The 24,437-nt window shown below is 68.2% G+C and carries 21 protein-coding genes and 1 pseudogene; 6 read left to right on the top strand and 16 right to left on the bottom strand.

The genetic code is table 11. The features are described from left to right. Positions 1-57 precede the first annotated feature (57 nt). The 7 genes and pseudogenes from EB75_RS03810 to EB75_RS03780 all read right to left on the bottom strand — a co-directional run bounded on the left by EB75_RS03810 (position 58) and on the right by EB75_RS03780 (position 6,071). Positions 58-1,518, bottom strand: coding sequence for an aldehyde dehydrogenase (locus tag EB75_RS03810; protein ID WP_073694153.1), 1,461 nt, complete (start codon positions 1,516-1,518; stop codon positions 58-60). Then, a complete protein-coding gene (locus EB75_RS03805) occupies positions 1,515-3,293 on the bottom strand; it encodes a flavin-containing monooxygenase (RefSeq protein WP_073694152.1) in 1,779 nt (592 codons plus the stop codon). Before EB75_RS03805 ends, EB75_RS03810 begins: the two co-directional genes overlap by 4 nt. A gap of 66 nt (positions 3,294-3,359) precedes the next feature. Continuing rightward, positions 3,360-4,103 (bottom strand): SDR family oxidoreductase, encoded by a 744-nt coding sequence (locus tag EB75_RS03800; RefSeq protein WP_073694151.1) that lies wholly within the window; start codon positions 4,101-4,103, stop codon positions 3,360-3,362. A gap of 63 nt (positions 4,104-4,166) precedes the next feature. After that, complete coding sequence (locus EB75_RS03795) at positions 4,167-4,826, bottom strand: nitroreductase (protein WP_073694150.1); 660 nt, start codon at positions 4,824-4,826, stop codon at positions 4,167-4,169. After that, positions 4,826-5,227 carry a cupin domain-containing protein gene (locus tag EB75_RS03790; protein ID WP_073694149.1) on the bottom strand — a complete coding sequence of 134 codons (402 nt, stop codon included), beginning with the start codon at positions 5,225-5,227 and terminating at the stop codon, positions 4,826-4,828. Before EB75_RS03790 ends, EB75_RS03795 begins: the two co-directional genes overlap by 1 nt. Positions 5,228-5,321: 94 nt before the next feature. Then, a pseudogene (locus EB75_RS03785) lies at positions 5,322-5,441 on the bottom strand (sigma factor-like helix-turn-helix DNA-binding protein); the annotation flags it as partial. A gap of 66 nt (positions 5,442-5,507) precedes the next feature. Then, the gene (locus EB75_RS03780) at positions 5,508-6,071 is read right to left on the bottom strand and encodes a sigma-70 family RNA polymerase sigma factor (protein ID WP_142239411.1); all 564 of its coding nucleotides are present in this window, start codon (positions 6,069-6,071) and stop codon (positions 5,508-5,510) included. A gap of 209 nt (positions 6,072-6,280) precedes the next feature. Between EB75_RS03780 and EB75_RS03775 the strand changes: the two genes are divergently transcribed. Beyond that, entirely contained in the window at positions 6,281-7,195 is a 915-nt protein-coding gene (locus tag EB75_RS03775) for an MBL fold metallo-hydrolase (RefSeq protein ID WP_073694278.1), read from the top strand. A gap of 67 nt (positions 7,196-7,262) precedes the next feature. Here EB75_RS03775 and EB75_RS03770 read toward each other — a convergent pair whose 3' ends face one another. The 5 genes from EB75_RS03770 to EB75_RS03750 all read right to left on the bottom strand — a co-directional run bounded on the left by EB75_RS03770 (position 7,263) and on the right by EB75_RS03750 (position 13,688). Beyond that, a complete protein-coding gene (locus EB75_RS03770; protein WP_073694148.1) occupies positions 7,263-7,982 on the bottom strand; it encodes an SDR family NAD(P)-dependent oxidoreductase in 720 nt (239 codons plus the stop codon). After that, positions 7,979-8,887, bottom strand: coding sequence for a hypothetical protein (locus tag EB75_RS03765; RefSeq protein WP_073694147.1), 909 nt, complete (start codon positions 8,885-8,887; stop codon positions 7,979-7,981). The genes EB75_RS03770 and EB75_RS03765 overlap by 4 nt, the downstream gene beginning before the upstream one ends. Positions 8,888-8,986: 99 nt before the next feature. After that, positions 8,987-11,776 carry a helix-turn-helix transcriptional regulator gene (locus tag EB75_RS03760; protein ID WP_073694146.1) on the bottom strand — a complete coding sequence of 930 codons (2,790 nt, stop codon included), beginning with the start codon at positions 11,774-11,776 and terminating at the stop codon, positions 8,987-8,989. Positions 11,777-11,884: 108 nt separating this feature from the next. Beyond that, the gene (locus EB75_RS03755; protein ID WP_073694145.1) at positions 11,885-12,841 is read right to left on the bottom strand and encodes an electron transfer flavoprotein subunit alpha/FixB family protein; all 957 of its coding nucleotides are present in this window, start codon (positions 12,839-12,841) and stop codon (positions 11,885-11,887) included. 46 nt (positions 12,842-12,887) lie between these two features. Further along, complete coding sequence (locus EB75_RS03750; protein ID WP_073694144.1) at positions 12,888-13,688, bottom strand: electron transfer flavoprotein subunit beta/FixA family protein; 801 nt, start codon at positions 13,686-13,688, stop codon at positions 12,888-12,890. Between the two features lie 264 nt (positions 13,689-13,952). On the opposite strand from EB75_RS03750, the gene EB75_RS03745 reads away from it, so the two are divergent. The 4 genes from EB75_RS03745 (at position 13,953) to EB75_RS03730 (ending at position 19,184) form a co-directional block, all read left to right on the top strand. Beyond that, positions 13,953-14,759, top strand: a complete 807-nt coding sequence (locus tag EB75_RS03745) for a class I SAM-dependent methyltransferase (protein ID WP_073694143.1) — start codon at positions 13,953-13,955, stop codon at positions 14,757-14,759. Positions 14,760-14,788: 29 nt separating this feature from the next. Continuing rightward, entirely contained in the window at positions 14,789-16,351 is a 1,563-nt protein-coding gene (locus EB75_RS03740) for a 1,4-alpha-glucan branching protein domain-containing protein (RefSeq protein ID WP_168175977.1), read from the top strand. A 28-nt stretch (positions 16,352-16,379) separates the two neighbouring features. Continuing rightward, complete coding sequence (locus tag EB75_RS03735; RefSeq protein ID WP_073694277.1) at positions 16,380-17,609, top strand: glycosyltransferase family 4 protein; 1,230 nt, start codon at positions 16,380-16,382, stop codon at positions 17,607-17,609. A gap of 66 nt (positions 17,610-17,675) precedes the next feature. After that, positions 17,676-19,184, top strand: a complete 1,509-nt coding sequence (locus tag EB75_RS03730; RefSeq protein WP_073694141.1) for a multicopper oxidase family protein — start codon at positions 17,676-17,678, stop codon at positions 19,182-19,184. A 1-nt stretch (position 19,185) separates the two neighbouring features. Here EB75_RS03730 and EB75_RS03725 read toward each other — a convergent pair whose 3' ends face one another. Then, positions 19,186-19,923, bottom strand: coding sequence for an acyltransferase (locus EB75_RS03725; RefSeq protein ID WP_073694140.1), 738 nt, complete (start codon positions 19,921-19,923; stop codon positions 19,186-19,188). Between the two features lie 64 nt (positions 19,924-19,987). On the opposite strand from EB75_RS03725, the gene EB75_RS03720 reads away from it, so the two are divergent. Next, positions 19,988-21,307, top strand: coding sequence for an outer membrane protein assembly factor BamB family protein (locus tag EB75_RS03720; protein WP_073694139.1), 1,320 nt, complete (start codon positions 19,988-19,990; stop codon positions 21,305-21,307). Positions 21,308-21,362: 55 nt separating this feature from the next. Here EB75_RS03720 and EB75_RS03715 read toward each other — a convergent pair whose 3' ends face one another. The 3 genes from EB75_RS03715 to EB75_RS03705 form a co-directional block, all read right to left on the bottom strand. Continuing rightward, complete coding sequence (locus tag EB75_RS03715; protein ID WP_073694138.1) at positions 21,363-22,058, bottom strand: esterase; 696 nt, start codon at positions 22,056-22,058, stop codon at positions 21,363-21,365. A 101-nt stretch (positions 22,059-22,159) separates the two neighbouring features. Continuing rightward, complete coding sequence (locus EB75_RS03710) at positions 22,160-23,353, bottom strand: THUMP-like domain-containing protein (protein WP_083611955.1); 1,194 nt, start codon at positions 23,351-23,353, stop codon at positions 22,160-22,162. A 1-nt stretch (position 23,354) separates the two neighbouring features. Further along, positions 23,355-24,392, bottom strand: a complete 1,038-nt coding sequence (locus tag EB75_RS03705; protein ID WP_073694137.1) for a class I SAM-dependent methyltransferase — start codon at positions 24,390-24,392, stop codon at positions 23,355-23,357. Positions 24,393-24,437: the final 45 nt, after the last annotated feature.

The raw sequence follows: 24,437 nt of genomic DNA, 5'->3' as shown, positions 1-24,437 counted from the left end.
CGTTGACCCTGAAACCAGGGCGGTCGCTACTCGCACAAATGCGCCGTAGCTACAGGGTCAACGGGTTCCGGCGATACCGCGGGCGATGAGTTTGGTCTCCAGGTACTCCTCGAACCCTGCCAGGCCCATCTCCCGGCCGATCCCGGACTGCTTGTAGCCGCCGAACGGCGCGTCGGGTGAGTACCAGACCCCACCGTTGACGTTGATGGTCCCGGTCCGCAGCCGTGACGCCACCCAGTCGACGCGGTCCTGATCGGCGCCGACCACCGCGCCCGACAGCCCGTACGGCGAGTCGTTGGCGATGCGCACGGCGTCGGCGTCACCGTCGTGGGCGATGACGGTGAGCACCGGGCCGAAGATCTCCTCGCGGGCCACGCGGGCATCGTTGGTGAGTCCGGCGATGACGGTCGGCTCGATGAAAAAGCCACTGGCTCGGTCTGCCGGCCGGCCGCCGCCGCACGCGAACCGGCCACCCTCCTCCAGCGCCAGCCGAAGGTAGCCCTCGACGCGGTCGCGCTGGCGCGCGGAGATCAGCGGACCGCACAGGGTCTTCGGATCGGTCGGGTCGCCAAAACCGATGCCGGACACGGCTGTTGCCGCCGCGGCGACGGCCTCGTCGTATCGTGCGCGGGGCACCAGGAGCCGCGTGGTGAAGGCGCAGCCCTGCCCGGCGTGCATCGCGACACCGGCGGCCGCGGCGACACACGCCGCGGGCAGGTCAGCGTCGTCGAGCACGATGTAGGCCGACTTGCCGCCCAGTTCCAGGAACACCTTCTTGATGGTGTGCGAGGCGGCCACCATGACGGCCCGGCCGGTGGCCGTCGAGCCGGTGAACGACACCAGATCGACCCGGGGGTCCTCGGTGAGCTGCGCGCCGAGCGCATGATCGGCCGAAGTGACGACATTGACGACGCCGGCGGGAAAGTCGGTGCGCTCGTGGATGATCCGGCCGACCTCGGCGGCGCACCACGGGGTGTCGGGCGCTGCCTTGAGCACGACGGTGTTGCCGGCGGCGAGCGCCGGGCCGAGCTTGGCGAAGTTGATCTGGTGCGGGAAATTCCACGGCGTGACGGCACCGACGACGCCACAGGGCTCGCGGACAACGGTGCGCCGCGTCGGCTTACCGAACGGCGCCGCCTCTCCGAGATCGGTTGTCCACTGGTAGTTTTCGGCGACATCGGCGACATAGCCCAGACCGTCGATCGGCGCTTGCAGGTGGCCGCCGTACGTCAGCGACACCGGCGCCCCGACCTCCGCGACGGTGATGGTCCGCAGGTGCTCGATCTCGTCGCCCAGCGCATCGCGCAACTGCCGCAGGCAGTGCACACGGAATGCGGTGTCGCGCGACCAGTCGGTGTCGTCGAATGCGGTGCGGGCCGCGGCGATGGCCCGGTCCATGTCGTCGCCGTCCGCGTGGGCGGCGTGGCCAAGCACCTCCTCGGTGGCCGGGTTGATCGTCGCGAATTCGCCGCCCCGGCCCGGCACCAGCTTCCCGTCGATCAGCAGGGCCGTGCTCATGTGATCACCAGCCCCTCAAGGGTTTCCGCTTCCCGCCAGGCGGCGAGGATGTCGGCATATTCGGTGGGGCTGCCGAAGAAGAAGCTGTCCTGGTTCAGCCTGTCGCTGGGCTGTCCCTCACGGTTGTAATAGCCGGGCGTGCAGGCCTCGCGCCGGCCGGAGATCACCACGGAGCGCGCCACCACATCGCGAACCCAGCTGTCCTCGGCGTCGGCCGAAGCCTCCACTTCCGCGATGTCATTCTTGAGCGACCACGCGATGACCCACGCGGTGTGCCGGGACTGCGTGTCGATCAGGTACGGAAAGTTCACCGTGAAGCCAGACTGCGCGATGCTGGCGATGAAGCAGTTCGGAAAACCGTTGACGTGCAACCCATGTAGCGTGCGCACCCCATCGGACCACTTGTCGGTCAACGTCTTTCCGTCGCGGCCGATCACCTCGAACCCGGTGCGCCGCGTGTAGTCGGTGCCGACCTCGAAGCCGGTGGCGAAAATCAGACAGTCAAATTGGTATTCGGTGCCGTCCACCACGACCCCGCGTGCGCTGATCTGCTCGACACCGCGGCCCCGGGTATCGACCAGGGTGACGTTGTCCCGGTTGAAGGTCTGCAGATACTCGTCGTGGAAACAGGGCCGCTTGCAGTAGTAGCCGTACCAGGGCTTGAGGCCCTCGGCAGTGGCCGGGTCGGTCACCAGCGCGTCGATGCGCGCCCGGATCTGCTCCATCTTGGCGAAGTCGGCCAGTTCCGCCGTCGACGCCTGCGGATCGGTGCCCTCTCTGGCGATCGGCATGGCTTTCGCCAGGCTGGTCCAGGCGTCGGCGACCAGATCCTCATCGGCCTGCCCACCGGCGGTGAGGATCTGGAAATTCTCGATGCGGCGCTGCTGCCAACCGGGTTCCAGCGCCGCCGCCCACTGCCGGTCGGTCGGTGCGTTGGCCCGCACGTCGACCGTCGACGGTGTCCGCTGGAACACGAACAACTCCCCGACGGCCGGTGCCAGCCGCGGCACACACTGAATCGCCGTCGCGCCGGTGCCGATGATGCCGACGCGTTTGTCGGCCAGATTTTCCAGGCCCGCGCCGGTATAGGCGTAGTCCCAGCGGCTGGTATGGAACGCATGGCCTGCGAACTCGGTGATGCCCTCGATCCCGGGCAGTTTGGGCTTCTGCAGGTAACCGTTGGCCATCGAGACGAACCGGGCCCGGATGGCGTCGCCGTGGTTGGTGGCGATCACCCACCGCGAATCGGACGGGTCCCAACGGATTTCCCGCACCTCGGTCTGCAGGCAGGCGTTGCGGTACAGGTCGTAGTGCCGGGCGATGGCCTGGCAGTGCGCGAAAATCTCGGCACCCTTGGCGTACTTCTCGGTCGGAACGTAGTCCAGTTCTTCCAGCAGCGGCATGTACACGTACGACTCGACGTCGCAGGCGATCCCCGGATACCGGTTCCAGTACCAGGTGCCGCCCACGTCGGCTGCCTTGTCGATCAGCCGGATATCGGCCACACCCAGTTCCCGCAGCCGGGCGCCGGTGAGCAGCCCGCCGAAGCCGGCTCCGATGATCGCGACGTCGACCTCGTCTGTGAGCGGCTCCCGGGTGAAACCCGGCTCGGCCCAAGGATCTTCACCGAACGCCGCGAACCGGCCGGCGATCTCTACGTACTGCCCGATGCCGTCGGACCGCAGCCGTCGCGCGCGCTCCTCGGCGTACCGCTGCCGCAGCGCGTCAGGGTCGAACGTCGTGCCGTCGCTGTCCGAACTCCCGCCATGCCTCATCGATGCATATTGGAACACGTTTCAGTTTCTGGCAAGGACCTTTCGCGCCGCGGCGGCGGCAAGCGATCAGTGCTCCGCCAGCCAGTCCTGCAGGCGGGTCGTGGCGATGGTGGCGTCAGCACCGGTGACCAGGCCCGTGTCGCCGACCTTCGTGCCGAAGTAGACGGCCGCCGGGTCGACCACGATCGGCAGGGTGCTGCCACTGTGCGCCTGGGCCAGCTCGGCCAGTCGGGCGAAGGTCATCTTCTCGGGTCCGCCGATATTGGTGATCCCGTCGATCGGTGCGGCCTGCGCCGCGCGGGCGACTTCGGCCGCAACGTCTTTGCCGGCCATCGGCTGGATGAGGCCTTCCGGCGCGCGCACGACGCCGTCGACGACCAGCGACGCCGTGATCGCCTCGGCGAATTCATGGAACTGCGTGGCCCGCACGATGGTGTAGTGCAACCCCGATCCGGTGATGATGCGTTCCTGGGCGACCTTGGCCCGCATGTAACCGCTGTCCGGCAGACCGTCGCAGTTCACGATGGACAAGGCGACGTAGTGGCCGACGCCCGCGTTCTTGGCGGCGGTCGTCAGGTTCGTCGCCGACTTGGTGAAGAAGTCGAGCACCGGGCCGTCGGAGAAGTCGGGTGAGTTGACGACGTCGACGAGTACATCGGTGCCGGCAAGAGCGTCGGCAAGGCCCGCTCCGGTGAGCACGTCAGCACCGGACTCACGGGAGGCGGCCACGGTCTCGTGGCCGGCGGCGCCCAGCAGCGCGACGACCTTCGAGCCGATCTGGCCGCTGGCCCCTATCACGGTGATCTTCATGAGACTGCCCTTTCATCTTTGATTTCTGTTGTGCTGCAGCAGCTCTGACAGCTGCGCAGCGGGTCATTGGTCGTGGAATACGAAGTTCTCGTTGAGTGGATTGCGCGGAATGTCCAGGTTGTTCGCCGGGAATCCCGGATCGGCATAGCCGATCGATATCCCGCACAGGATGGTGAGTTCCTCGGGGATGTCCAACTGTGCGCGCAGCACGTCCGGGTACAACGCAATCGAGACCTGCACGCAGCTGCCCACGCCCCGTTCTTCCAGCGCCAGCAGCAGGGTCTGCAGGAACATCCCCACACCGAGTGCATCGACGTCCCCGAAATCGCGATGCATGCACACCACTGCGGCAACCGGGGCGCCGAAGAACTCCCAGTTTCGCCTCCGAGCGGCCCAGCGGCCCTCCGCATCATCACGAGTGATTCCCATCGCGCCGTAGACCAGCGCTCCACTGTCTCGGCGCAGGTGCGCGAACCTCTGCGGCAGGCCGGCGGCGTCCATCGCCGGAGGCGTCGACTCGACGGCGGCGAGCAGCGCTTCGGACAGGCGGGCACGTGCCGCACCCGTAGCGAAGAACACGTGCCAGGGTTGGGTGTTGGAGTTCGACGGCGCTCGTACTGCCAGCGTCAGAGCTTCCTCGAGCAGCTCATGCGGGACGACCTTGTCCGGCAAGAACTTCCGCGCCGACCGCCGCGACCGGACGACGTCGCCGAACTCGGCCATCAGCGGACTCGACGATTCTTGCGGGCTTCGAGCTCGTCGTCGTCGACGACCACGAGCATCGGCATGTCCGGGTTGCAGACCATCGTGACGAGGTAGCGCACCGGGATGTCCGCGCGATTGTTGCCGTCCGAATAGTGGATGACGTCGCCCCCGGGCTCCCAGAACGCCTCCCCGGCCTTGACCACTCGTGGGGCCTCGCCTTCGAGCTCGAAGAGCATCTCCCCCTCCAGCACATAGCCGAACGCCGGTCCGCCGGGGTGCCTGTGCGGCGGGGCTCCGACCCCTCCCGGCGGCCATTCGATGATCACCGTCATCACGTGCGCGTCGGCCGGAATGAACGGCGGCGTGACGGTCTGGATGGTCGTGATGGCTTTGGCTATGTCGTCGGACGTGGCGAACATCGTTGCTCCTCAGTTGAATTCAGACGGACGGCCTGTCAATCAGCCTGCCCTGCACATTGCTTCGCCGGACCCTTGGAAGTCCGTAGTCGGTGGGTCACGAGATGTGAGCCAGGGCGACGCGCAGCCGTCGCCTGCCACGGGACACCCGGGACATGACGGTGCCGTGCGGAATCCCCAGAATCGCGGCAGTCTCGGCGTAGCTGTATCCCTCGATCTGGGACATGCTCACCCCTGTCGACGACGCGGAACTCGCCGCCCGCACGCACCTGCGGGTGGCCGGCTAGCGCGCCGAACCGGGTTGATGGTCCAAGTGCGCCAACGCGACACGCAACTGCCTGCGCCCACGCGACACCCGTGACATGACGGTGCCCATGGGCACGTCCATGAGTGCGGCGGTCTCGGCAAATGTGTACCCCTGGACCCCGACGTAGAACATCGCCATCCGGGCGCCTTCCGACAGCTCCGCGAGAGCTGCCTCGACGTCGTCGTCCGGCATGAAGTCGAGCACTTCCGCTTCGGCCGAACGGCGGACGGCCGACGGTTCATGGCCACCGGCGGTGATGATCTCGAGTGAGACCTCGGACGGGCGAGCTTCCCGATAGCGATGCCTGCTGATCCACCGGTTGTGCAGAATTCGGAAGAGCCACGCGTTCAGATTGGTGCCCTGGCGGAACGACGCGAAGCCCTGAAACGCGTGTAACAGCTTGTCCTGCAACAGATCTTCGGCGTCAGCCTCACAGCGCGTCAGCCGGCGGGCACCGCGGCCCAGAGCGTCGAGCAGCGGGACGGCCTCGATGACGAACCGGGCAGCAAGTTCGGAGTCCGGCACCGGCGCTGCCGTCACGATCGAAGCCTCCCCTCGCTCAACCGGTGGCGGTGATCTCGTCCCGCCGCATCCAGCCTCGTCGCACGGCGGCCGCAGGAGACCTTTGAAAGTCCGTAGTCGAAAACATGAATCCGTGGTGTGTGACGGCATGGATGACTTCGCTGATCGGTGCGCGTTCAACCCTGCGCAGGGGCAAATCCACTGCCGAACGACCAGAAGGAGACAACGTGAGCGTGGACAACATTTCCCACCTCGGTCAGACAGGGCTCGACGAATTGGTGCCGTCGCGCTACGCGGTGCAGGTCGGCGACATCGAGGTACTGGTGATCAGCGACGGCGTCCTGCCGATCACCGCATCGACGCTGGCCACCACCACCCCTCCGGCCGACCTGGCGGGCTGGTTGAACGACAACTTCCTGCCGCCGGAGATCATCGACTGGCCGCTGAACGTGGTCGTCGTCCGGAGCGGGGACCGGACCATCCTGGTCGACGCGGGGCTTGGCCTGGAGTTCCCGGACTTCCCCCGTGCCGGCCAGACCATCCATCGCCTCGAGGCTGCCGGCGTCGACCTCGGGTCCGTGACCGACGTCGTGCTGACCCACATGCACATGGATCATGTCGGTGGGCTGATCACCGACGGGGTGAAGGACCGGCTGCGGCCCGATCTGCGGGTGCACGCCGCCACCGCCGAAGCCGAGTTCTGGGAGGCACCGGACTTCTCGCGCACGGTCATGCCGCAGCCCATTCCGGACGTGCTGAAGCGGGTTGCTACGCAGTTCCTGAACGAATACCGTGGCCAACTGCGGACTTTCGAGGCGGACTACGAAATCGCACCGGGCGTGCTCATCTCCCGCACCGGCGGTCACACGCCCGGCCACAGTGTGGTCCGGCTGGAGTCCCGCGGCGAGAAGCTGATGTTCGCCGGCGATGCCGTGTTCGCTCCCGGGTTCGACAACCCCGAGTGGCAGAACGGCTTCGAGCACGACCCGGTGGAAGCGGCCCGCGTCCGCGGCGGCCTGCTGCGGGAGGTCGCGGCGACCCGATCGGCCCTGGTCGCCACACACCTGCCGTTCCCATCGGTGTGCCACGTGGCGGCGACCGGCGACACCTTCCGGTGCGTGCCTGCGTCCTGGGACTACTGACCGCTGACCACGAGAACGGCCCCCGGACATGTTGTCCGGGGGCCGTTTTCGGCGTGCTTCGGTGCGTTCAGGCCGCCGCGCCGCCGCCGTCGGCGTGCAACGTCGAGCCGGTGATGAAACTCGATCGCGGGGAAGCCAGGAACAGCACCGCCTGCGCGATCTCTGCCGGCTGTGCTGTGCGGCCCAGCGGCAGTGCGCGACCGAGTTCATCATTGGTGTCACCCCACTCGGCCACCACACCCGGCGTCGCCGTCGGCCCCGGCGCGACGCTGTTGACGCGGACCCCGCTCGGCCCGAATTCGGTTGCCCACGTGCGGGTCAACGATTCCAGCGCCGCCTTGGAGGCGCTGTAACTGGACGCCCCCGGCACCCCCTTGAACGCCACCATGGAGGTGACGTTGACGATGCTCCCGCGTCCCCTGCGCAGCATGCCGGGCACCAGCGCGGCGACCAGGAAGTAGGCGCCGCGCACGTTGGTGTCGAACGTCGACTCGAACGACGCGACGTCCTGCTCCACGGTGAGCGCCCCTGGGAAGCTGGCGGCGTTGTTGACGACGATGTCGACGTCACCGCATTGCTGGGCAAGGGATTTCACGGATTCCAGGTCGGCGAGATCGGCGGCGACGAACCGCACCCCGAGTTCGGCGGCCGCCGCGGCACCGCGGGCAGCCGAACGTCCGGTGATGATCACCCTAGCGCCTTCGACGGCCAGCAGCCGCGCGGTCTCGAACCCGATGCCCGCGGTTCCCCCGGTCACGAGCGCGGTCAGTCCGGTCAGTTCCGTCATTGTTGCTCCTCACTTGATCCCGATCGGATCATCGGTTTGACACTCTTTGTCGCAGTACCTGCAGCCGGCGGCTGAAGCCAGGCAGCGATATTGGCGATGTAGTCCTTGAAGACCGCCAGTCGCGACGGGTCGTCCTTGATCTGTGTGCCGGGAACATCGGACACGAACGACGGTGCACCCGCGGCGAGATCCCAGTTGTAGTCGGCAAAGTGATGGAAGGTCGACTCGGCGATCGCGCGGCCCATCGGCCGGCCGTCCGGCGACCGTTCACCGTCGATCACGACGGCAAGATTGAAATGCCGGCCGGTCGCGGTGCTGCGACCCGTCGCAATAGCCTGGACGAGCGGACCTTTCGCGGACACCATGCCCTCATGCGGATGCGCGGGGAACCATTCGATGTGCCCGCTTGCGGTGCGGTTCGTGCGGAGCAGTTCGTGCGGCTCACCGTCGACCGACACCGGCTGGTAGTCGCCATTGGCTCCGGAGTGGTAGTTGGGCCACGAGATGCCCGGGTTGTCCTGGTCATCGCACAGCTCGCGGGGATCGACGCTCGTGTCGTGGAATTCGTTGACCACGCCGAGGATTCCGAGGCGATTCAGGCAGCACCCCAGGTCTTGGTGATCGCGCGCGGTGAGCACACCGCCACCGCGCTCGCGGAACCGCCGGATGCCGTCGGCGTCAGCCGGCGTCAGACCGTCGCCGACGTCGACCGCCAGCAGCCACAACTGGTCGAAATCGAGCTCGTCCAGGTGGCTCAGCACCGGGTCGTCGGTGAGACACGACCGATTGCGCGCGGTCACGTGGTGACCACGTGCTCTCAGTTCGTCCGCCAGCAGGGAGAACCGGCTGACGTCCCAATCGTCGGCGCACTCGGTGATGGTCGTCTGTAACAAAATGTGGGACACGGAACTCAATTCACGTCAAGGGTTTTCGCGGAATGCGATCAGCATGGCCGATCCCGGACCGCGGCGGACCCTTGGAAGTTCGTGGTCCCGCTGCGACGTTCAGCTCACGGGAAAGAGCTTTCGCAATTGCCGCCGCGAGGTGACGCCGACTTTGACGAAGACCTTCCGCAGATGCCACTCGACGGTGTGCGTGCTGATGAACAGCTGGGCACCGATCTCCTGGTTGGTGAGACCGGCGGCGGCAAGTTCGGCGATCTGAGCCTCTTGCGTCGTCAGCTCGTCACCGGAACTGACCGGCTCCTTGCGGACCTTCTTACCGGCGGCGATCAGCTCGCGCCGCGACCGCTCGGCGAAGGCCTCGGCTCCCATGCGGTTGAACATCTCGAACGCTGCTCCGAGGTGCTCGCGCGCTGCCACGCGACGGTTCATCCGGCGCAGCCATTCCCCGTAACACAAATGGGTCCGAGCGAGCAGGAAGACGACACCGGTGCGTCCGAGCCGTTCGATGGCCTCGCTGTACAGGGCGTCGACGTCCTCGTCACCCGCCACCAGGGCGCGCGCGTGGGCGACTGCCCCCAGTCCCCAGTCGGTGCCGCTCGCACCCGCACGTGCCGCCAGCCGCTGCGCTGCCCACTGCGCAGTTTCCTTGTCTCCGATGCGCGTCGCGGCTTCGACGAGCTCAACCAGACCCCAGCTGTAGAAGCCCAGATCCTCATACTGGCAACAGTTCCTGGCCGCAGTGAAAGCTTCCGCGTAGCGCCCGAGTCCGTTGTAGACGACAGCCGAAAGAAACCCCGTGACGCCGAGTACCCGACCTTCACCGCGGGCCGCCGCATCGGCCGCGGCGGACTCGATGCGGCCGACCGCGTCACCCGCGACCCCACGAAACGCCGCCAACGACAGCGAGTGGTATCGCAACGGGGCATAGTCGGTTGCCGTCGAGATGACGGCAGCCTCGGCGATGAGTGCTGCCGCCGTGTCGAATTCGCCTGCCAGCAGATGCACGCCGGCCCCGAAGGCGAGTGCGGGCGGAAGCACGGCCAGGGCGCCGGCGTCGCGCGCCTGGCGAATCACGGCGGTGGCCAGCAGCCGGTGGATTCCGTCATCCCATATCTCGCCGACGGCCGACTCCTGAATGATGGCCAGCCCCAACGGCATCCACCGCAGGAACTGACCGTCGGCGTCCTGCGCGTGCCGGCACATGAGCTCCAGCGCGGCGCGCATCTGTTCGGTGCCACCGCCGGTGACGATCCGGCTCGCCACCCCGCTCAGGAGCAAATCCACCGGCCGATGCAACTCGGCCGCCCCGCCGAGGGCAGCCCCCGCGGCCTCGGCCACCTGTACCAGCATGTCCGGCCCACCGAGCCGGCCCGCATACATGGCCGCGGCGAGCGCCTCGAGATATGTCTCCTTGGCGAGGCCGTCGTCGAGCGTCTCGAGATCTCGTGCCGCGGCAAGCAACTTCTGCACGGAGTCGCTGAGCGGCGGCACACCGGACCCACCACCCCGGCTGCGGGCGAACTGCATTTCGGCCCGCAACCGATCCACTTGTGCCCGTTGCAGATTCGTCAGTGGGCCGAGTTCGGCGATCGTCAGGAGGTCGTATGCCGCAGCCGGTGCCGCCGCGTCGCGTTTGGCTTGTGCCGCCGCAAGCGCCCGCGCCGCGCGCAGGGCCGGGTCCGCGGTGAGCACCGTCGCACGCTCCAGGAAGGCCGCCGCCGCGGCGACGCCGCCTTTGCTCCGGGCCCTTCCGGCGGACCGCTCCAGATCCGCGGCCACCGCGTCGTCGGGCCCCGCCGCCGCATGGGCGAAATGCCAGGCGCGACGGTCGGGGTCGTGCTCCGGATCTGTGGCCTCGGCCAGAGCCCGATGTACCACTCGGCGCGTGTTCGTGTCTGCCGCACGATAGACCGCCGAGCGCATCAGCGGATGGCCGAAACGCACGCGGGCGCCGAACTCGATCAGGCCGGCCGCCTCGGCCGGCGCCAGCGCACCGACGGACAGTCCCAAAGTCGTTGCGGCCCTCTGGAACAACGCCGCGTCCCCAACCGGGTCGGCGGCGGCGAGGAACAACAGTTGCCGGGCAGCCGGCGGTAGCGCCTCGACGCGACGCCGGTAGCCGTCCTCGACCTGTCCCATCACGCTGCGCCCGGTGCCCATGTTCCAGAACCCACCGGCGAGCTCGGCGGCGGAAACACTGCGGGGAACCTCGAGGAGCGCCAGCGGGATCCCTCGCGTCTCGGCGACGACGCGGTCGCGCACCCGTTCGTCGACCCGCCCCAACAGCACCGAGTCGAGCAGGTCGCGGGCGTCGGCATCGGACAGACCGGTGACCGCCAGCTCCGGCAGCGTTCCCAGCGCCTCCGCTCCGGCATCGCGGGCTGCGAACAGCAGCACGACGGGCTCAGCGAGGAAGCGCCGCGCCACGAAGGCAAGGGTCTGCAGCGACACCTGATCGAGCCACTGCGCGTCGTCGACCACACACAACAGCGGCTGGTCCGCCGTTGCGGCGGCCAACAGGCTCAGCACCGCGAGACCCACCAGAAATCGATCGGGAGTGGCGCCGACGCCGCGACCGAAGGCGACGTCCAAGGCGCCGCGCTGCGGTGTCGGCAACTCGTCGAGGTGAGGCAGCAGTGGCGCGCACAGCTGCTGCAGGCCCGCGTATGCCAGCTCCATGTCGGACTCGACGCCCGTCACCTGGATGCAGCGAAACCCGTCGACGGTGTCGGCCACGTGCCGCGGCAGCGCGGTCTTCCCGACGCCGGCCTCGCCCCGCAGCACCAGCACCTGGCTGCTACCGGCCTGCGCAGCCGACAACAGACCGCGCAGCACCGCGATCTCCTTGTCGCGGCCACGCAAGCCCGGCTCGCGACCCTGGCTCGACATCGGCACCACCGTATCTGTTCGCTGTCAGCAGTCAGCGCGGCAGACGCAAAAGTGCCCCAAAACCGGAGTTTTGGGGCACCTTCGCTTCTGCTCACGCAGAGAAAAAAATCAGCCCTTGCGAGCCTTGATGGCGTCGGTCAGCTGCGGGGCGACCTTGAACAGGTCGCCCACGATGCCGAGATCCGAGATCTCGAAGATCGGAGCCTCTTCGTCCTTGTTGACCGCGATGATGGTCTTGGACGTCTGCATGCCGGCGCGGTGCTGGATGGCGCCCGAGATGCCCAGGGCGATGTACAGCTGCGGGGCAACGGTCTTACCGGTCTGGCCGACCTGGAACTGACCGCCGTAGTAGCCCGAGTCGACCGCGGCACGCGAGGCACCGACGGCGCCACCGAGCGAGTCGGCCAGAGCTTCGACGACCGCGAAGTTCTCGGCGCTACCCACACCACGACCACCGGCGACCACGACGCTGGCCTCGGTGAGCTCCGGACGGTCACCGGCGACAGCGGGCTGACGCGAGGTGATCTTGGTGGCGTTCTCGGCCTGGGCCGGAACCTCGACGTTGACGACCTCGCCGGCACCCTCGGCCGCTTCGGCTTCAATGGCACCCGGACGCACGGTGATCACCGGCAGCACGTCGTTGGCCTGCGCCTCGACGGTGTAGGCACCACCGAAGATGCTGTGCACGCCAACGCCACCGGCCTTGACGTCGATGACGTCGACCAGCAGGCCGGCGCCCAGACGCGCGGCCAGGCGGCCGGCGATCTCTTTGCCCTCGGTGCTGGCGACAGCCAGGACCGCAGCCGGAGCGGCAGACTCGACGAGCGCCTCCAGCACGTCGACGGTCGGGGTGACCAGGAAATTGGCCGCGTCATCCGACTCGGCGACGTAGATCTTGGCCGCACCGGCGGCCTTGAGGGCGTCGGTCAGCGGGGCGGCGGTGCCCGGGGCACCCACCACAACTGCCGACGGCTCACCGAGCACACGGGCAGCGGTGATCAGTTCGGTGCTCACCTTCTTGAGGGCACCATCGGCGTGCTCGACGAGCACAAGTACTTCAGCCATGCGTATTTGCCTCTGTGTCTTTCTGGAAGTTTCGGTGTGGTGGGGGCTAGATCAGCTTCTGACCAACGAGGTACTCGGCGATCTTGTTGCCGCCCTCGCCCTCGTCGGTGACCTTCTCGCCCGCGGCCTTGGCCGGCTTCGGCGTCGACGACAGCACCTTGCTGCTGGCGTTGGCGACACCGACCTCGTCGGCCTCGACACCGATCTCAGCCAGGGTCAGCACGGTGACCGGCTTCTTCTTGGCGGCCATGATGCCCTTGAACGACGGGAAGCGGGCTTCGCCGATGCGCTCGTTGACGCTCACGACGGCGGGCAGGGTGGCCTCCAGGCCGAAGACGCCCTCGTCGGTCTCACGCTCGCCGGTGACCTTGCCGTTCTCGACGGAGATGCTGCGCAGCGAGGTCAGCTGCGGCAGGCCCAGCAGCTCGGCGATGACGGCCGGAACCGCGCCACCGACACCGTCGGTGGACTCGTTGCCGCCGATGACCAGCTCGGCGCCCTCGATGGTGCCCAGCGCGCGGGCCAGGGTCCAGCCGGTCTGGATGATGTCCGAACCCTTGAGCTGGTCGTCCTTGACGTGCACGGCGGTGTCGGCGCCCATGGACAGAGCCTTGCGGATGGCCTCGGTGGCGCGCTCCGGTCCGACGGTCAGGACGGTGACGGTGCCGGCGCCGCCGGCGGCCTCTTCCTTCTCCTTGATCTGCAGCGCAGCCTCGACGGCGCGCTCGTTGATCTCGTCGAGCACCGCGTCCGCGGCTTCGCGGTCGAGGGTGAAGTCGCCGTCGTTGAGCTTGCGCTCCGACTCATAGTCAGGGACCTGTTTGATCAGGACCACGATGTTCGTCATGGGTGTGGTTCGTCCTCCTCGATGAGGCCGGCGGTCGGCCTGGCATTCACGATTCACGCAACGCCCGACATGTTACTACTCGGTAACTTATGCGGCATGGCGCAGGAACACCATAGCTGGTCGAACGCCGTGCGAGGATGCCGCCTTTTGTTTTCTTGACCACACCTGAGCACGTTCGGCAACATGACAGAACCAGCAGGTGGGACGGCCCAACCGATCGGGCATGGGATCAGCGGTACCACTCTGGGCTAGCCTGCCTATCTAATGAGCACTTTTCCCGAAACCCAGCCGGACAGCCACGCGGCAAAGTCAGTGCCAGTGATGCCACTGACCGGTGAGCGCACCGTCCCGGACCTGGCCGAGGAGAACTACTGGTTCCGGCGCCACGAGGTGGTCTACCGGCGGCTGGTCGAGCGCTGCCGCGACCGCGACGTCCTGGAGGCCGGTGCCGGCGAGGGCTACGGCGCCGACCTCATCGCCGACGTCGCGCGCCGGGTGATCGGGCTGGACTACGACGAGTCCGCGGTGGCGCACATCCGTGCCCGCTACCCGAGGGTCGAGATGCTGCACGGCAACCTGGCCGCGCTGCCACTCCCCGATGCCTCCGTCGACGTCGTGGTCAACTTCCAGGTGATCGAACACCTTTGGGACCAAGGGCAATTCGTCGCCGAGTGCCTGCGGGTGCTGCGCCCGGGCGGCGTGCTGCTGATGTCGACGCCCAACCGGATCACCTTCACCCCCGGCAGCGACGTCCCGCTGAACCCGTTCCACACCCGCGAACTCAACGCGGCCGAGATGACCGAACTGTTGACCGAGCAGGGCTTCGTCATGGAGGCCATGCTCGGCGTGTATCACGGCGCCGGGCTGCGTGCGCTCGACGCCCGGCACGGCGGCTCCATCATCCAGGCGCAGATCGACCGCGCCGTGGCCGACGCACCCTGGCCGGCGGACCTGCTGGCCGACGTGGCCGCGGTGACGATCGACGACTTCGATCTGCTGAATTCCGGCGCCGCCGACAGCCCCAACATTGACGACAGCCTCGACCTGGTGGCAATCGCGGTGCGGCCGTGAGTGATTCGTCCGCTACGCCAGTACCGGGGATGTTCACCCTGGTGCTGCATACACACCTGCCGTGGCTGGCCCATCATGGCCGCTGGCCCGTCGGCGAGGAGTGGCTCTACCAGTCGTGGGCGACGGCCTATCTGCCCCTCACCCGGGTGCTGCGCGAGCTGGCGGAGGAAGGGCGCGGCCACCTGCTGACCCTGGGCATGACGCCCGTCGTCACCGCCCAACTCGACGATCCGTACTGCCTGGCCGGCATGCAGCAGTGGCTGTCCAACTGGCAGCTGCGCGCGTTGGAGGCGACGACCGTCCGGGACAGCCGGGGCGAGCGGAGCGACGGGACAGACTCCAGCGGTGCCCCCGAGACCTTCAACTCACCGGAAGCGTTGCGCGCCTTCGGTGTTCACGAACACCAGCAGGCCGGTGCGGCGCTGGCCGAGTTCGCCGACCACTGGCAGCACGGCGGCAGCCCGGTGCTGCGGCAGCTCATCGGCGCGGGCACCATCGAACTGCTCGGCGGCCCGCTGGCGCACCCGTTCCAGCCGCTGCTCAACCCCCGCTTGCGGGAGTTCGCGCTGCGCGAGGGCCTGGCCGACGCCGGCGCCCGGTTCGGCCACACCCCGGGCGGCATCTGGGCACCCGAATGCGCGTACGCCCCCGGCATGGAGACCGGTTATGCCGCCGCCGGCGTCACCCACTTCATGGTCGACGGCCCGTCGCTGCACGGCGATACGGCGCTCGGCCGTCCTGTCGGCGAGTCGGACGTCGTCGCCTTCGGACGTGACCTGCAGGTCAGCTACCGCGTGTGGTCCCCCAAGTCCGGCTACCCGGGGCACCCGGCCTACCGCGACTTCCACACCTACGACCACCTCACCGGCCTCAAACCGGCCCGGGTCACGGGCCGCACCGTGCCGTCGGAGTCGAAGGCACCCTATGAGCCCGAGCGGGCCGCCGCCGCCATCGACACCCATGTCGCCGATTTCGTGAATACCGTTCGGCGCCGGCTCATTTCGGAGTCCGAGCGCACCGGCCGCCCGGCGCACGTCGTCGCCGCGTTCGACACCGAGCTGTTCGGGCACTGGTGGCACGAGGGGCCGGAGTGGCTGGGGCGGGTCCTGCGAGCCCTGCCCGCCGCCGGCGTCCAGGTCGGCACGCTGTCCGACGCGATCGACAACGGGTTCGTCGGCTCACCCGTCGAGCTGCCGCCGAGCTCCTGGGGCTCAGGCAAGGACTGGCAGGTCTGGTCCGGTGAGCAGGTGGCCGACTTCGTGACGCTCAACGCCGAGGTCGTCGACACCGCGCTGACCACAGTCGACAAGGCACTCACCCAGGACTCGGCCTACCCGGCGCGCGACCGCGTGGCCGACCAGATCCTGCGGGAAGCCCTACTGACCGTCTCGAGCGACTGGCCCTTCATGGTGAGCAAAGACACCGCGGCGGAATATGCTCGCTATCGCGCGCACCTGCACGCGCACGCCACCCGGGAGATTGCCGGTGCCCTCGCGTCAGGACGGCGCGATCAGGCCCAGAAGCTCGCGGAAGGTTGGAACCGCGCCGACGGCCTGTTCGGCGCCCTGGATGCCCGGAGGTTGCCGCGATGAGCGCTTGCGCGAAGAGCAGAAGGCACCGATGAAAATCCTCATGGTCTCGTGGGAGTACCCACCCGTGGTGATCGGTGGCCTCGGCCGCCACGTCCACCATCTGGCTGTCGAGCTCGCCGCCCTCGGTCACGAGGTCGTGGTGCTCTGCCGTCGCCCCGCGGACACCGACCCCAGCACCCACCCCACCACCAATGAGGTGCACGAGGGCGTGTGGGTGATCTCCGCGGCCCTCGACCCGAACGAGTTCAAATTCGGCACCGACATGATGGCCTGGACGCTGGCCATGGGGCACGCCATGATTCGTGCCGGCCTGGGCCTGCGCGATTGGACCCCCGATGTTGTGCACGCCCACGACTGGCTCGTCGCCCACCCGGCCGTGACCCTGGCCGAGTTCTTCGACGTGCCGCTGGTCTCCACCATCCATGCCACCGAGGCCGGCCGGCACTCCGGCTGGCTCTCCGGCCCGGTGAGCCGGCAGGTGCACTCGCTGGAGTCGTGGCTGGTGCACGAATCCGACTCGCTGATCACCTGCTCGGTGTCCATGAGTGAAGAGATCACCGAGCTGTTCGGGCCCGAGCTGCCCGACGTCAGCGTCATCTGCAACGGCATCGACACCGCCGGCTGGCCGTTCGCGATGCGGCGCAAGCACGACGGCCCGGCCGAGCTGCTGTTCGTCGGCCGGCTGGAATACGAGAAGGGCGTGCACGACGTCATCGCCGCGCTGCCCCGGATCCGCCGGACCCATCCGGGCACCACGCTGACCATCGCGGGCGACGGCACCCAGTACGACTGGCTGGTCGAGGAGGCCCGCAAGGCCAAGGTCACCAAGGCCGTGAATTTCGTTGGCCGCGTTGACCATTCGGGGTTGTTGGAGCTGCTGCACCGGGCCGACGCCGCGGTGCTGCCCAGCCACTACGAGCCGTTCGGCATCGTCGCCCTCGAGGCCGCCGCGGCCGGTACCCCGCTGGTGACGTCCAACGTCGGCGGCCTCGGCGAGGCGGTCATCAACGGCAAGACCGGCGTCTCCTGCCCGCCGCGCAATGTGGGCGCGCTGGCGTCTGCCGTCCGCAAGGTGCTCGACGATCCCGCGGGTGCGCAGCAGCGCGCCCTGGCCGCACGGGATCGACTGAATCACGACTTCTCCTGGCAGACCGTCGCCGCCGAGACGTCTGAGGTGTACCTGGCCGCCAAGCGCGGCGAGCGCCTGCCGCACGCGCGTCGTCCCATCGTCGAGCGCCCCCTGCCCGACCGCGGCTGAGTTTTCTCGTCTGCTCGCGGAGTTACCCCGCTTGACTGATATACCCCCCGGGGGTACAACGGCAGTGTGTTCACTCGCCGTAGTTTCCTGATCGCCTCGGCCGTCACGGGCGCGTCCGCACTCGCCGGCGTCGCCGCGTGCAGCAAGACGCCATCCCCGGCCGCGGCAAGTGGCATCGACCCGAAAGCCATCGCCGCCGCGGAGGCCGCCCGCCCGCACACCGGGCGCACCGTCTCGGTGGCGCTGCACCCGCAGCCGGCCACCGTCGACCTCGGTGGCGTCACCGTGCAGACCTTGGCGTACGGCGATCAGGTGCCGGGCCCGCTGATCCGCGCGTCGGTGGGCGACGAGTTGTCGGTCCGCGTATCCAACGGGCTCGACCATGACACGTCGGTGCACTGGCACGGCATCGCGCTGCGCAACGACATGGACGGCGCGTCGCCCGCAACACCGAACATCAAGCCCGGCAACGACTTCACGTACACGTTCTCCGCCCCGCACGCCGGCACCTACTGGGCGCATCCGCACACCGGGCTCGACGCGGATTACGGCCTGTACCTGCCGGTGATCATCGACGATCCCGCGGACCGCGGCCGTTACGACGCGGAATGGATTGTGGTCCTTGATGACTGGACCTCCGGTGCCGGCAAGTCACCACAGCAGATCTACAACGGGCTGCGCGCCATGGCCGGCATGGGACACATGGGCGGGCACGACATGAGCGGCATGGGCGACATGCCCGGCATGTCGGGAATGGCGACCAGCGCGCTGCTCGGCGGCGACGCCGGCGACGTCAAGTACCCCTACTTCCTCGCGAACGGCCGGATTCCCACCGCACCAACGGTTTTCAATGCCAAGCCGGGCCAGCGCATCCGGCTGCGCATCATCAACGCCGGCGCCGACACCGCGTTCCGGGTGGCGCTGGCCGGGCACCGCATGACCGTCACACATACCGATGGTTTCCCCGTCGACCCCGTGGAGGTCGACGCGCTGCTGCTGGGCATGGGCGAGCGCTACGACGTCGTCGTCACCGCCGGCGACGGGGTCTTCCCGTTGGTGGCCGTCGCCGAGGGCAAGGACAGCGCCGCGCGAGCCCTGCTGTCGACCGGCGCCGGCACCGCGCCGGACCCGGCATTCCGGCCGAAGGAGCTGACCCGGAAGGTCGGCACCGTCGCCGATTTCACCGCCGGCTCGGCCGTCGACCTCGGACCGATCCCGCCGGACGTCACGCTGGCCGCCGAACTCACCGGCTCGATGATGAAGTACGACTGGGGCATCAACGGGCGGGGCTTCGACAACCGCCAGGCCCTGACCGTCCGGCAGGGCCAGCGCGCCACCATGACCTTCACCAACTCGACGACCATGTGGCATCCCATGCACCTGCACGGACACACGTTCCAGGTGCTGCAGGCCGACGGTCGTCGCGGTCCGCGCAAAGACACGCTGATCGTGCTGCCCAGGCAGAAGGTGACCGTCGCACTCGTCGCCGACAACCCCGGTGAGTGGATGCTGCACTGCCACAACGCTTATCACCAGGAGGCGGGCATGATGACCACCCTCGACTACACGAGCTGAGTTACCGGGAGCTCTTCTTACGCTCGATATCGGCCAGGGCCCGCGCGAGTTCCTCACGCTCGGCGGCCGAGGTCTCCCAGTCCAGCTTGCGGTTCCTGACCACCTTGGCCGGTGCGCCGACGGCGATGGAGAAGTCGGGAATCTCGCCCTTGACCACCGCGTGGGCACCCAGCACGCAGCCGCGGCCGATGCTGGTGTTGCGCAGGATGGTCACCTTGGCGGCGACCCAGGTGTCCGGACCGATCCGCACCGGACCCTTGATGATGCCCTGGTCCTTGATCGGCAGCTCCATGCTGTCCATCTTGTGGTCGAAGTCGCAGACGTAGCACCAGTCGGCCATCAGTGCCGACTCACCGAGCTCGATGTCCAGATAGGTGTTGATCACGTTGTCGCGGCCCAGCACCACCTTGTCGCCGAAGCGCAGCGAGCCCTCGTGGCAGCGGATGGTGTTCTTGTCGCCGATGTGGACCCAACGGCCGATCTCCATCTGCGCCAGCTCGGGCGTGCACTGAATCTCGACACCCTTGCCGAGGAACACCATGCCACGCGTGATGATGTGCGGGTTGGCCAGCTTGAACTTGAGCAGCCGCCAGTACCGCACGAGGTACCACGGGGTGTAGGCCTTGTTGTCCAGGACCCATTTCAGCGACTCGCGGGTGAGGAAGCGCGCCTGCCGCGGGTCGCGCAACCGCGAACCCCGCCATCGTTTGTGAATCGGTGCGCCCCACATCGTCGTCATGGCCGGAAAGCCTACGCGAGGCGAAATCGGACATTCGCCGGTCTCGGGCTAGTCTCGGAACTCGATGTCTGCACACCGAAAGCGCCGCCTTGCCGCCAGAACGACGCCGGTCGCCGCCGCACTGCTGACCTTGGCGGTCACCCTGACCGTCGCCGGTTGCGGCAACACCGACTCCTGGGTCGAGGCCCATCCTTCAGACGGCTGGCCGGCACAGTACGGCGACGCCGCCAACAGCAGCTCCACCAAGCTCGCCGGCGCGAGCAGCCTGAAGCAGGACTGGGCCCGCTCGGCCAAGGGCAACCTCGGTGCCCAGGTGATCCTCGGCTCCGGTAGCTACCTGGCCATCAACGCACAGTCGGCCGCCGGCTGCTCGCTGATGGTCTGGGAAAGCGACGAGCACGGCCGCCAGCGGTGGTGCACGCGCCTGTGGCAGGGCGGCGGCATGTCCAGCCCGCTCTTCGATGGCTTCGACAACATGTACGTCGGCCAGCCGGGGGCCATCTTGTCGTTCCCGCCGACGCAGTGGATCCGCTGGCGCCAGCCGGTGATCGGAATGCCGATGACACCGCGCATCCTGGCGCCTGGCCAGCTCCTCATCGTGACGCATCTCGGCCAGGTTCTGGTGTTCGACGCCCACCGCGGCCAGACCATCGGTGCCCCGCTGGATTTGGTCAGCGGCGTCGACCCCGCGGACTCGGCTCGTGGCCTGGCCGATTGCCAGCCCGCCAAGGCAGGCTGCCCCATCTCTGCGGCCCCTGCCTTCTCACCCGAGACCAACGTGGTGGTGATGAACCTCTGGCAGCCCGGTACCGACGCGCCCACACTCGTCGGAATGCGCTATCACGAGGGCCAGACGCCGCTGCTGAGCCGCGAATGGACCAGCACGGCGGTCGGTGGCGGCCCGATCGCCAGCCCGGTGCTGTCCGCCGATGGCAAGACGGTCTATGTCAACGGGCGGGACCGTCACCTCTGGGCGCTGAACTCCGACGACGGCAAGGCCAAATGGTCCGTCGACCTCGGCTTCCAGCCGCAGACGCCACCGTCGGTGACGCCGGACGGCCTGGTGGTCTCCGGGGGCGGACCGCAGAGCAAGCTCACCGCGGTCAAGGACAAGGGCGAGAAGGGCGAAGTGGCATGGTCCCGCAGCGACGTCGAGGCGCTGACGACGTCCACGCGCGCCGGCACCGATGTCGGGTACGTCGTGGTCCGCGACGGTGACCACGGACAGGCATTGCTCGTCTTCTCCCCCGCTGACGGCCACACCGTCAACAGCTACCCGCTGCCCGGAGCCACCGGCTGGCCCGTCGGCGTGTCCGTCGGCCACGACAAGCGCGTCGTCACGGCCACCAGCGACGGCCAGGTCTACGCGTTCGCTCCGGCCTGATCAGGGATTTGTGCACGAAAATCCGCGGCCGGCGCGGAAAATCGTGCACAAATCACTAGGCCAGCATCGCCTCGACCGGCGCCCGGGGCACCGTCACCTGAATCGCGCCGGCCGACTCCGGCAGCACCTGACCCTGGCTGAAGAAGAAGATCAGTGAGTCGTTGGTGAGCGCGAAGTTCTGGTACGTGTCCGGGTCCAGCCCGGCCGACGGCGGCAGCAGCACCGGCTGCGCGGACTGCCTGACCAGCTCGCCCTGGACCATCGGCAGGATCACCGGAAACGGTTGTGCGCCAGGGGCGAACAGGTTCTCGATGGTGATGGGCTTGCGCTGGACCTGGTCCCAGTTGAACGACTTGTAGAACGTCTGCGGGTGCGCGCCACCGACATCCTGGAACGTCTTGAACACCACCGACTGGGTGCCGCGCGGCGGGACCGATGCGCTGTACAAGGTCGCGGTGGAGTCCAACTCGTACGAGGTCTCGTGCGGCCCAGGCATCTTCGCCACGTTGACGTATCCGTCACGCGTCTGCGTGACGTAGTCGACCACCGCCTGCTGGTCGGGGTAATCGACCGGATAACTGATGTTGAGGGCGTAACCGCGTGACGTGTCGCGAATCTGGCACATCCGCGATCCGTCGATGACACCTGCCAATTCCGAGCACTTCGCCGGGTTCGCGGCCGCCAGCGGCATGCCGAGCCAACCGGCCACGCCTGAGGCAGCGATCACTGCGGCGAGAGCGGAAAGGCGCATGTGGTGGATCCTCCGAGGGATGACTGAATGCGGCACGTCACCGCCTTTCCAGCGTACCTGTCGGTGCCGCCGGGACTGGGCACCAACTGCGACCAGGTGATTCAGCGAGACGGACGGCAAATGAACGCCGTCGGCCGGGCCGCGGCGCCGGTGCCGATGCGGGTGATCACCACCGACATCTGCGCGCCGGAGCGCTGCAGCTTCAGCTTGGCGCGCAGGGCGTCGGGGTCGACGTCGACGCCGCGCACCAGAATCTCGACGGCCGACGCCCGGTGCGCCGAGAGAGCCTGACGGAGCCGCTTCTCGTTGTACGCGATCTGCTCGATGACCTCGAATCCCCTTGTCCCGCTGGGCAGTTCATCACCGGAGAGGTAGGCGATCGCCGGGTCCAACTGCCACAGGCCGTGCCGCGCCGCATAGTGGCGCACCAGCCCGGCACGAATCACCGCACCGTCGGGGTCGACGATCCAGCGCCCGGCAGGTGCCGAGGGGCAGTCGTCGGGGTCGGCGTCAGTGAATTCCTCGGCCAATTCGCCGGCCTTGTCCAGCACCGTCGCCCGGCGCGTGACGCCGGACGCCGTCAGCCCGGGCGACCACAAGCAGGCCTCCCGCACACTGCCGGCCAGCGACGTGATCTGCACTTCGCCGCTGAATCCCAGCTCGGCCAGCTGGCCGAAATCGACGCCGGGCGCGCATTTCACCACCAGGTCGCGGCCGCGGTACACCGCCAGCAGCTCGTCCAGCGGCGGCGCGTAGTCACGGGGATCGAACTTACGGCGCCCCGAACTGCGCCGGGCCGGGTCGACGACCACGACGGCATCCCGGGTCACCGGGCGCAGGGCGTCGGCACGGCACAGCTGCGCGTGCCCACCCACGTTGTGCTGCGCCATGGCCAACCGGACCGCGTCGAGATCACTGCCGATCAGCAGCGCGGCCGAATTGCGCAGGGCGGCAAGCTCTGTCCCCACCGAGCAGGTGGCGTCGTGCACGACGCGGCCGGAGAGCCGTCGGGCGCGGTGGGTCGCAACAGCCCCCGCCGTCGCCTGCTGCAGTGCCTCGTCGGTGAACAGCCAGCCGGACACGTCGCCGAGCTCGGCCAGTTTGGCGACGGCCTTCCGGCGCAGCAGCACCGTCTCGACCAGTACCGCTGCACGGTCGCCGAAACGCGAACGGGCCCAGGCGATATCGGAGACCCGGTGAGCATCGGTCAGCGGCCGGGCGGCCACCTCGGCGAGCGCCTCCTGACCGGGGCCGGTCAGGTAGGCGACATCGTCGAGCGTGAAAGCTACAGCCAACTCAGGAAGGCTTGACCCCGGTGATCATCACGTTGTAGAACCAGCCCTTCGGCACGACCCGGCGCCACACGTTGGCGTCGAACCAGCTCAGCGTGGTCCAACCGCCGAAGGCGAACTTGGCCCACTTGAAGCCGAGCTTGCCCGGGGGCACCGTCGACTCGAAGGTCCGCACCGGCCAGCCCAGCATGGCGGCGGTGAATTCCTCACTGGCCGTGGCGACTTCGACCGCACCGGCGTTGGTGGCCATGCGCTCCAGGTCGGCGGGATCGAAGGTGTGCAGGTCGACGATCCACTCCAGCGCCGCGGCGCGCGAGTTCTCGTCGAGCTCTTCCTGCGGACGGCGCCAGGATTCCAGGCCGGGCAGCTTCATGGCCGCGACGGTGGTCTTCCAGGTCAGGTCGGCCAGGCGACGGGCGTAGAAGTTACCGACGGTGGTGGGCTCACCGGCGAAGATGAAGCGGCCGCCCGGCTTGAGCACGCGGACCACCTCGCGCAGCGACAGCTCCACATCGGGGATGTGGTGCAGCACCGCGTGGCCGACGACCAGGTCGAAGGTGTTGTCCTCGTAGGGGATTCCCTCGGCGTCGGCGACGCGGCCGTCGATGTCCAGGCCGAGGGCCTTGCCGTTGCGGGTGGCCACCTTGACCATGCCCGGGGACAGGTCGGTGACCGAGCCACGGCGGGCCACGCCGGCCTGGATGAGGTTCAGCAGGAAGAAGCCGGTGCCACAGCCGAGTTCGAGCGCACGGTCGTAGGGCAGCTGTCGCTGGACCTCGTCGGGGACGATGGCGTCGAAGCGGCCGCGGGCGTAGTCGATGCACCGCTGGTCGTACGAGATCGACCACTTGTCGTCGTAGCTCTCGGCTTCCCAGTCGTGGTACAGAATCTGCGCCAGCTTGGTGTCGTGGCGCGCCGCCTCGACCTGCTCGGCGGTCGCGTGCGGGTTGGGCGCCTGGTCAACAGCCGGGGAAACTACGTCGGATACCTGGGCGGCAGCGTCGGCTGCGGCGACCTCGGACGTCTGGTCGGTACTCGTCATGCAGGTCAGCCTAACTGCCCGGTCACCGGGAGTTCACATCCACGG

This window comes from Mycobacterium sp. ST-F2 (assembly GCF_001905655.1).
In the GTDB taxonomy this organism is placed as follows: domain Bacteria; phylum Actinomycetota; class Actinomycetes; order Mycobacteriales; family Mycobacteriaceae; genus Mycobacterium.
The sequence above is the reverse complement of the archived record's forward strand: the minus strand, read 5'-3'. Positions and strand labels throughout refer to the sequence as shown.

Excerpts from the sequence above, each read along its gene's own strand:
- EB75_RS03810 (WP_073694153.1), bottom strand. The coding sequence starts at position 1,518 with ATGAGCACGGCCCTGCTGATCGACGGGAAGCTGGTGCCGGGCCGGGGC.
- EB75_RS03805 (WP_073694152.1), bottom strand. The coding sequence starts at position 3,293 with ATGAGGCATGGCGGGAGTTCGGACAGCGACGGCACGACGTTCGACCCT.
- EB75_RS03800 (WP_073694151.1), bottom strand. The coding sequence starts at position 4,103 with ATGAAGATCACCGTGATAGGGGCCAGCGGCCAGATCGGCTCGAAGGTC.
- EB75_RS03795 (WP_073694150.1), bottom strand. The coding sequence starts at position 4,826 with ATGGCCGAGTTCGGCGACGTCGTCCGGTCGCGGCGGTCGGCGCGGAAG.
- EB75_RS03790 (WP_073694149.1), bottom strand. The coding sequence starts at position 5,227 with ATGTTCGCCACGTCCGACGACATAGCCAAAGCCATCACGACCATCCAG.
- EB75_RS03770 (WP_073694148.1), bottom strand. The coding sequence starts at position 7,982 with ATGACGGAACTGACCGGACTGACCGCGCTCGTGACCGGGGGAACCGCG.
- EB75_RS03760 (WP_073694146.1), bottom strand. The coding sequence starts at position 11,776 with ATGTCGAGCCAGGGTCGCGAGCCGGGCTTGCGTGGCCGCGACAAGGAG.
- EB75_RS03755 (WP_073694145.1), bottom strand. The coding sequence starts at position 12,841 with ATGGCTGAAGTACTTGTGCTCGTCGAGCACGCCGATGGTGCCCTCAAG.
- EB75_RS03750 (WP_073694144.1), bottom strand. The coding sequence starts at position 13,688 with ATGACGAACATCGTGGTCCTGATCAAACAGGTCCCTGACTATGAGTCG.
- EB75_RS03745 (WP_073694143.1), top strand. The coding sequence starts at position 13,953 with ATGAGCACTTTTCCCGAAACCCAGCCGGACAGCCACGCGGCAAAGTCA.
- EB75_RS03740 (WP_168175977.1), top strand. The coding sequence starts at position 14,789 with ATGTTCACCCTGGTGCTGCATACACACCTGCCGTGGCTGGCCCATCAT.
- EB75_RS03735 (WP_073694277.1), top strand. The coding sequence starts at position 16,380 with ATGAAAATCCTCATGGTCTCGTGGGAGTACCCACCCGTGGTGATCGGT.
- EB75_RS03725 (WP_073694140.1), bottom strand. The coding sequence starts at position 19,923 with ATGACGACGATGTGGGGCGCACCGATTCACAAACGATGGCGGGGTTCG.
- EB75_RS03720 (WP_073694139.1), top strand. The coding sequence starts at position 19,988 with ATGTCTGCACACCGAAAGCGCCGCCTTGCCGCCAGAACGACGCCGGTC.
- EB75_RS03715 (WP_073694138.1), bottom strand. The coding sequence starts at position 22,058 with ATGCGCCTTTCCGCTCTCGCCGCAGTGATCGCTGCCTCAGGCGTGGCC.
- EB75_RS03705 (WP_073694137.1), bottom strand. The coding sequence starts at position 24,392 with ATGACGAGTACCGACCAGACGTCCGAGGTCGCCGCAGCCGACGCTGCC.